Here is an 8,398-nt window from a genome sequence, read left to right on the forward strand (position 1 = left end):
ACCCGGTTTCTGTGGTGGTGATGCGTAAATCCTGTGAACATTGATTCTCAAGAATTATCGCCACAATTGTTGTGTCCTGCCGAATCAGTTAATTGTTACTATCTATCGCGGGCGTAGCTCGCCCTTGCATTCTCGGCCTCACGCTCTTCCTGCTCCTGCGATTGAAACCTCTTGTAATTTTTGTCTCCCTCCTCATCTTCACTGATAATGTGGTTGAGACGACCCTTCAAACTTACCAAAAAATCGGGGGTCACTGCACCCTCACTCGATAAAGAACTGGTCTTGACCGATTTTTGCCAAATCTCGTATATAAAACGTAATTCATCAGTTGATATTTTTCGTTTTACATAACGGTAACTGTTGCCATAATATGATTTGCCACTTTGAGTCAATTCTGATTGGAGAATTTCGCTAATAGCTGTGCCTTTGGGACAACCTGATAGCTGAATTAGAATATCTTCAGTTTCCTCCTGAGCTGATAGCCATTGCTTAATGTCCAGTAAATATTTCAGCCTGCTATAGGTAACATCTCCCTTCGGATCTAGTTCATTGATATATAACCGCAATGCTGCTTCGATCGCAGGTTCTTGGCTACTTTGAAGTTGTGAAAATGCAGCCTTTTGTTCTGCCTTGGTTCCGCGATTGAGTGCTTGAAAAGCTTGGTATAAACTAGAGTTTTGAGGTTGCTTGATTTTCATGAAGCTGTGGAATATAGCAACTGGATCGGATCGCTCTGGATTGCAAAAATCTGCTACCCATAGCTTGATGGTTTTGTTGCTGTCAGAGTCAGACGAATAAGTGGCAAGGAATTGCCCGTTCGGGCTGAATGATGGGGAGAAAAGAGAGTCCGACGCAAGAGTAGTTATGAGTGTACCCGTCTCTAAATCCCACAGCTTCACGGTTGAGATCCCAGAGGAATTGTCAGGGAGTTCCAGTTGCCCATTAATGGTAAAGGAATCACCTGCAGCATCCACTCTTTTTGTTTTTTTATCTTCACCGGCACTGACAAGGAGTTGTCCGTTGGGGCTAAAGGCTACGTATTTAACCAACCTTGAATGCCCAGTGAGAGTAGTTTTAAGCGTACCTGTCTCTACATCCCAAAGCTTGATGGTTCTGTCTTGACTACCGCTAGCAAGGAGTTTCCCGTTGGGGCTAAAGGCTACGGAGTAAACATAAGATGAATGCCCAGTGAAAGTAGTTATGAGTGTACCCGTCTCTATATCCCACAGCTTGATGGTTCCGTCTCGACTGCCACTGGCAAGGAGTTGACCGTTGGGGCTGAAGGCTACGGAGTAAACATAAGATGAATGCCCAGTGAAAGTAGTTATGACTGTACCCGTCTTTATATTCCACAGCTTGATCGTTTCATATTCACTGGCACTGGCAAAGAATCGACCGTTGGGGCTGAAGGCTACGGAGTCAATACCAGATGAACACCCCACTGAAGGCCCAGTGAAAATACTTACGAGTGTACCCGTCTCTACATCCCACAGCTTGATGATTTTGTCACTAACATTAACATTGGCAAGGAGTTTCCCGTTGGGGCTAAAGGCTATCGGGTAAGTATATCTTGAATCCAAAGTGAGAGTAGTTTTAACAGTACCTGTCTCTACATCCAACAGGTTGATGGTTTTAGAGTCGCTGTACCAAGTAGCAAGGAGTTGCAAATTGGGGCTGAGGATTACAGAGCTAACTTGTCGTATTAGTCGTATTACAGGAATATTACGAACGCACCATAGCGGGCAAGGATTATTTATTTCCAGCACCCTTTTCAATTCTGGCTCTGCATTTTCCTGTAGCAAAGAATAGGCAACATACCCGACTTCTGACACTTCATCTTTCAAGCCATGCACCAGCAATTCTATGCCTGCTTCTCCATATTTAACTGCTTCTCGCAGTCCAGCAATTCGGGCTTGAACATCTGGACTTGCACAGCGCTGTTTTGTTCCTTCTATTCCTCCTAAAACTGCTGCGTTAATCGGGGGTGGATTTTGACCGCCAAGGACTGCATCGCCTGGTTTGGGTTGAGAAGATTCGTTTACCATGGCATATACCTCGCTGTTAAGTTTATTCGTACCTACCAACTTGAATTCTTAAGCTCGAATTTTTGTAAGATGCCTTTTTGCCTGATGCGTTTAAGATAACAGCGGATTTTTGAGACGGCTATAATTTGTGAATAAACTTAACATCAATAGATCCGATCGCCCCCGCGCCATCTGGTAAAATGTGCAATAGCGATAATTATTTTAACAGCTAACAGTCAACTATCAAAAGGAGAACTCCTTTGAAAAGTATCACTATTGGGACAACATTGGCAGCGAGTTTACTTTTGTTGAGAGCCACATCTTTACTTCCGGGTCAAGCTAGGAACACATCCTTAAAACTCGCCCAACAGGTTAACTGTAAAAGTCCTCAAACGACACTCGATCAGAATGTGTGTTCCACCCAAGAGTTTCAGGCAGCAGACAAAAAACTCAATCAATTATACCAGCAACTTCAACCAAAACTTAACAGCAAACAAAAGCAAAGATTGACTGTGGCACAGCGCAGTTGGCTCAAGTTTCGAGATGAATCTTGCGATTATGAAGCGGGGGTGTTTGAAGGCGGAACTTTGGCTGCTCCTACCTACGGTTATTGCAAAGCCAGAGTGACACAAGAACGGATTAAAGATTTGCAGCGTTATTTAGAACAAGCTAGTTTATAAAAGTGCAGTTAAATCATCAGTTTCACAGCAAACTCATGTTATGCGGTATCAAACCCCCTAGTCCAAATTATCTCAAAAGTGATAATAAGCTTTGTTTTTTATTTTATCCTTTGACACGCCAATGGTGTAAGATTTAAAATCTAAAATCTACAATATAAAATCGCTATGTCTTTCGTTGGCTTGCACATTCACAGCGATTACAGCCTGCTAGACGGGGCATCTCAGCTACAGCAGCTAGCCGATCGCGCGGTAGAATTGGGGATGCCCGCGATCGCCCTTACAGACCACGGAGTGATGTATGGTGCGATCGAACTCATCAAAGTTTGCCGAAATAAAAATATCAAGCCCATCATTGGCAATGAAATGTATGTCGTCAACGGCGACATCGAAGTCAAAGTTCGAGGTAGAAGAAAATACCATCAAGTTGTCTTAGCTAAAAATACGCAAGGTTATAAAAACTTAGTAAAGCTTACCACAATTTCCCATTTAAAAGGAATGCCCGAAAGAGGTATTTTTGCCCGTCCTTGCATCAACAAAGAACTCCTCAAACAATACTCCGAAGGTTTAATTGTTACCAGCGCTTGTTTGGGTGGCGAAGTTCCCCAAATGATTCTGCAAAACAAGCTAGATACTGCCCGCGAAGTTGCCAAATGGTATAAAGAAGTATTTGGAGAAGACTATTATATAGAAATTCAAGACCACGGTTCCCAAGAAGACCGGATGGTTAATGTTGAAATCGTCAAAATTGCCCGCGAATTCAATATTAAAATAATTGCCACCAATGATTCTCACTATATTTCCTGCAACGACGTAGAAGCTCACGATGCTTTGTTGTGCATCAACACCAACAAACTGATTGAAGAAGAAAAGCGGATGCGCTACAGCGGCACAGAATATCTGAAGTCTGCTATGGAGATGGCGCAACTATTTCGAGACCATTTGGATGATGAAACCATCAAAGAGGCGATCGAAACCACCCTAGAAGTAGCAAACAAAGTATCAAGATACGATCTAACAGGAGAAGCTCGGATTCCCACAATCCCAATTCCCCCAGAACATACCGCCGATACCTATGTAGAAGAAATATCTTGGCTAGGATTATTAGAAAGACTCAAAGCCCGTACCAGAAATGAAATCCCCCCCGTCTACAAACAAAGACTAGAATATGAGCTAAAAATGATTCAGCAGATGGGTTTCTCTGAATATTTTTTAGTGGTTTGGGACTACATGAAATATGCTAGAGACAACAATATTCCCGTCGGGCCAGGACGTGGTTCTGCGGCAGGTTCTTTAGTTGCTTATGTCCTCAACATTACAAACATAGACCCTGTACACCACGGACTACTATTCGAGAGATTTCTCAATCCCGAACGTAAATCGATGCCAGATATTGATAGCGATTTCTGCATCGAAAGACGGGACGATATGATTAAATATGTTACAGACAAATATGGTACAGACCGCGTAGCGCAAATTATTACTTTCAACAGGATGACATCAAAAGCTGTTTTGAAAGATGTTGCCAGAGTTTTAGGTATTCCCTACAAAAAAGCCGATGAGATGGCGAAAATGATTCCAGTATCGCGGGGGAAACCGGAAAAACTCAAAGTAATGATTTCCGATGCAACACCGGCACAGGAATTTAAAACTAACTACGAAAATACTATTTGTACTAATGCGGAAACTGGCACAGAAGTCCCAGTGCGTCAGTGGATTGACATGGCAATTCGCATTGAAGGAACTAACAAAACCTATGGTGTTCATGCCGCCGGCGTGGTGATTTCTTCCATCCCCCTTGATGAAATTGTGCCCCTGCAAAAGAATGAAAATGGTGCTGTAATCACCCAATATTTTATGGAAGACTTGGAATTTTTGGGGTTACTCAAAATGGACTTTCTGGGACTCAAAAATTTAACGACTCTCCAAAAAACTGTTGATTATGTTAAGCAAACTCAAGATATAACTATCAATGCTGAAGGCTTACCTTCTGACATAGAACGCAGAGCTCAAGAGACATTTACTAGGAACAACAAGTTACCCGGTGATGTAGCAAAGACTTATCAACTATTAGAAAAAGGAGATTTAGAAGGTATTTTTCAGCTAGAATCTTCTGGGATGCTGGATGTAGTAAAAAAAATCAAACCTTCTTGTCTGGATGATATTTCTTCTATTCTGGCGCTTTATCGTCCCGGCCCGCTGGATGCTGGTTTGATTCCACAATTTATCGATCGCAAACACGGCAGAGAAGTGGTTAAATACGACCATCCGCTGTTAGAACCGATTTTGAAAGAGACCTATGGAACGCTTTGTTTCCAAGAGCAAATTATGCGGATGGCTCAAGATTTGGCGGGCTATTCTTTAGGGCAAGCTGATTTGCTGCGCCGCGCCATGGGCAAGAAGAAGGCTGATGAAATGCAGAAGCAAAAGGAAACATTTATTGATGGGGCAACTAAAAATGGTGTCACTCAAAGAATTGCCGAAGAGTTGTTTGGGCAGATGCTACAATTCGCGGAATATTGCTTGAGCTATGACACGCAGATATTGACGGTGGAATATGGGCCGATGGCAATTGGTAAAATTGTTGAGGAACAAATTCAGTGCACAGTTTACAGTGTTGATAGTAATGGTTATATTTACACACAGCCAATTGCACAGTGGCATCGCCGGGGAATGCAGGAGGTTTTTGAGTATTGTCTCGAAGATGGCTCGATAATTCGCGCTACAAAAGATCACAAGTTTATGACTGCTGACGGTCAAATGCTGCCCATTGATATAATCTTTGAAAAAGGATTAGAATTAAAACAAATCAACCCTCTATTAGATATATAAAATGTATTTAGACTATCGCAAACTAACATCTGAAAATAAGCAAAAGATTATTTCTGCTTTTAATGATGGCATGGAATGCCGAGAAATTCCTAACTACCTTGGTGTGAGCGAGAGAGCGGTTTCAAGAGTTTTAAAAGAAGCTGATATTAATACTAAGCGGCGAAATCGCTATTCTTTAAATGAAAACTATTTTGATGTAATTGACTCTCACTCTAAAGCTTATTTGTTAGGCTTGATAGCTGCTGATGGCTGCGTTACTAGCACTAATTATATAGCTTTTGAATCTATTGACAAGGAACTTACAGAAATGCTGAGTATAGAGCTACAATACTCTGGCGAAATTAGAGTTATTCAGCTTCAAAATTATGCTCCTCACTACCGAATAAATTTTTCTTCTGAACAACTGGCAAACTCTTTACGCGGTTACGGTATCATAGCAGGAAGGACTTTTTCGGGAGTTACTTATTTCCCGATATCAAAATATTTAGGGTCTTATGTGTTAGGCTACTTTGATGGTGATGGTTGTGCTTATCTAAACAAGGGTAGAAGTGGTGGTTTAGTGTGCATCGTTGGTTCCTTTGAACTTGCCTGCGAACTATCAATGCACCTAGGCATGGGTTCTGTACAAGAGCATATATTTAAAAAAGTTTATTATTGGAGAATATTTAGTCGAAAAAACATACAAGCATTTTATGATTTTGTATATCAGTATCCCCAATTGGGACTGCAACGAAAGAAAACTAAAATTGAGGCTATTCTAAGGAGTTATAAACATGGTTAAAATTATTAGTCGCAAATCTCTAGGAACTCAAGAGGTATATGACATAGGTGTTGAAAAAGACCACAATTTTATTCTAGAAAATAGTCTAGTTGCATCTAACTGCTTTAATAAATCCCATTCAATGGCCTATGCCTATATCACTTATCAAACTGCTTATTTAAAAGCAAATTTTCCTGTTGAATACATGGCTGCACTGCTGACAGCTAACCGAGGCGATCAGGAGAAAGTACAGAGATATATTGCTAATTGTATCAAGCTGAAGATTGACGTTGAGCCACCTGATATTAATGGTTCTGAACTTACTTTTACGCCATTGCCGATGGAGATGACAAAAGCCGAAAAACATAAAATTTTGTTTGGGATTTCGGCAGTTAAAAATGTTGGTGAAGGGGCAATTGAGAATATTTTGGAGGCGCGCAGGTCAGGGGGTCATTTTAAGTCTTTACCAGATTTGTGCGATCGCGTAAATCTACATTCTGTCAACCGCCGCGCCCTAGAAGCCTTGATTCACTGTGGTGCTTTTGACAAAATCGCACCCAACCGCCGTCAATTAATAAACGACCTTGAAGGGGTGATGAAATGGGCCCAAGACCGCAAAAAAGATCGGGAAAGCGGTCAAGGTAATCTGTTTGACTTGTTAGGTGGGAACAGCTTTGCTAAGTCGGCGAATACCTATGATTCGGCCCCAAAATCAAAAACTGTGAAAGATTTTGACACGCAGGAAAAATTGCGTTTAGAAAAAGAATTGCTGGGTTTTTATGTATCAGAGCATCCCCTCAAGTTTCTGCTTCAATCCAATCAAGATCCAGATGTGGTGACTCTCGCACAGTTGGCAGAGAAAAAGGGTAAAGTATCCGTTATTGTCATGCTCAATGCTATCAAACTTGTAGTGACAAAAAAAGGCGATGCGATGGCAATTTTGCAGTTAGAAGATTTGACACACCAAATCAAAGCTGTTGTGTTTCCCAAGAGTTATGAAGAAGTTAAACAGCATATTACAGAGAATGCTATCTTACAGATTAGTGGGAAAATTGAGAAGGATGGCGAGGAAATTCAGATCATTGTAGATACTGCAAAGCCTGTAGCAACACCAGAGGTTACAGAGGAAATCGAGAGCCCACTACCGGAAACACAAAATTCTTGGGCGGCGCCATCGGAAATACAAAATTCTTGGGCGGCGCCATCGGAAACACAAAATTCTTGGGTGGCGCCATCGGAAACACAAAATTCTTGGGGGAATCAACCGGAAATACAAAATTCTTGGGCGAATCAACCGGTCAACTTTGGACGATCGACAAAACCAGTGGAAGTTACAGAAATGGTGATTGTCAAGTTTACACCGTCGCAGGTGCAAGATGCCAAAAATCTCAATTCGCTGAAAGCTATTTTGCAAGAACTTTCTAATCGTGGAGAGGATGCTAGCGTTTCGGTGGGGGGAATCGTTGTCGGTGAATATTGCTGTCAACCGCTTCGCATCAAGCGTCAATTGTGGGTACAAGATGGCGATGGCGCTGTTAGCCGTCTCAAGTCGGCGGGATTTGATGCTTGGGTTTTCCCTCTCGACAGTCGCGGGGATGCTGCAATATTTCGGGAAATGCGATCGCAACTTAAGATATATTCTTGGGCCAATCGCTTGCTTGACGCAGATGTCGATCGCATTTCCCAGTATCTCAGTTATCTCGCCCAACTAAACAAACGCCCGCCAAATTAACATTTCATCCCCATCGCCACCGGTGACTAAAGTTTGACCGTCAGGACTAAAAGCCACCGGATTGCGCCCAACTAAGCTGCACAAACATTCGCCTGTTTGCAAGTTCCAGAGTTTAACTGTACCATCTCGACTGCCGCTAGCCATAGTTTCGCGATCGGGACTGATAGCCACCGATATCACCTCATCAGAATGGCCGCTCAAAGTATTAATCAATTCCCCGGTATCGGGATTCCACAATTTTACGGTCAATACTTCGGACAGTTTTGGAACAGGGACTCTCCCCGAGCAGAGACAAAAAGTCTCTGGAATTTTCACCGAAAATGCAAAAAAAAGGCACTTTTTACGTTAAGCTCAAAAAACACACGAACTTAAA

6 protein-coding genes are annotated in these 8,398 nt (G+C 42.1%); 4 read left to right on the forward strand and 2 right to left on the reverse strand.

Going from position 1 to position 8,398, the window contains the following annotated elements; translation table 11 throughout:
* Window positions 1–98: 98 nt before the first annotated feature.
* On the reverse strand, window positions 99–2,045 hold the full coding sequence (locus QZ918_RS10750; RefSeq protein ID WP_293334466.1) for a WD40 repeat domain-containing protein: 1,947 nt from the start codon (window positions 2,043–2,045) through the stop codon (window positions 99–101).
* Between the two features lie 239 nt (window positions 2,046–2,284).
* Between QZ918_RS10750 and QZ918_RS10755 the strand changes: the two genes are divergently transcribed.
* The 4 genes from QZ918_RS10755 to QZ918_RS10770 all read left to right on the forward strand — a co-directional run bounded on the left by QZ918_RS10755 (window position 2,285) and on the right by QZ918_RS10770 (window position 8,025).
* On the forward strand, window positions 2,285–2,704 hold the full coding sequence (locus tag QZ918_RS10755) for a lysozyme inhibitor LprI family protein (protein WP_293334469.1): 420 nt from the start codon (window positions 2,285–2,287) through the stop codon (window positions 2,702–2,704).
* Between the two features lie 165 nt (window positions 2,705–2,869).
* On the forward strand, window positions 2,870–5,533 hold the full coding sequence (locus QZ918_RS10760; RefSeq protein WP_293334472.1) for a DNA polymerase III subunit alpha: 2,664 nt from the start codon (window positions 2,870–2,872) through the stop codon (window positions 5,531–5,533).
* 1 nt (window position 5,534) lies between these two features.
* Window positions 5,535–6,314: an endonuclease gene (locus QZ918_RS10765; protein ID WP_293157882.1), complete on the forward strand. Its 780-nt coding sequence runs from the start codon at window positions 5,535–5,537 to the stop codon at window positions 6,312–6,314.
* Entirely contained in the window at window positions 6,307–8,025 is a 1,719-nt protein-coding gene (locus tag QZ918_RS10770) for a helix-hairpin-helix domain-containing protein (protein WP_293334475.1), read from the forward strand. The genes QZ918_RS10765 and QZ918_RS10770 overlap by 8 nt, the downstream gene beginning before the upstream one ends.
* Here the strand turns inward: QZ918_RS10770 and QZ918_RS10775 are convergent.
* Window positions 8,002–8,274, reverse strand: a complete 273-nt coding sequence (locus QZ918_RS10775) for a WD40 repeat domain-containing protein (protein ID WP_293334478.1) — start codon at window positions 8,272–8,274, stop codon at window positions 8,002–8,004. The genes QZ918_RS10770 and QZ918_RS10775 overlap by 24 nt on opposite strands.
* Between the last annotated feature and the right edge of the window lie 124 nt (window positions 8,275–8,398).

The organism is Microcoleus sp. CAWBG58 (assembly GCF_020883045.1).
Classification (GTDB): domain Bacteria; phylum Cyanobacteriota; class Cyanobacteriia; order Cyanobacteriales; family Microcoleaceae; genus Microcoleus.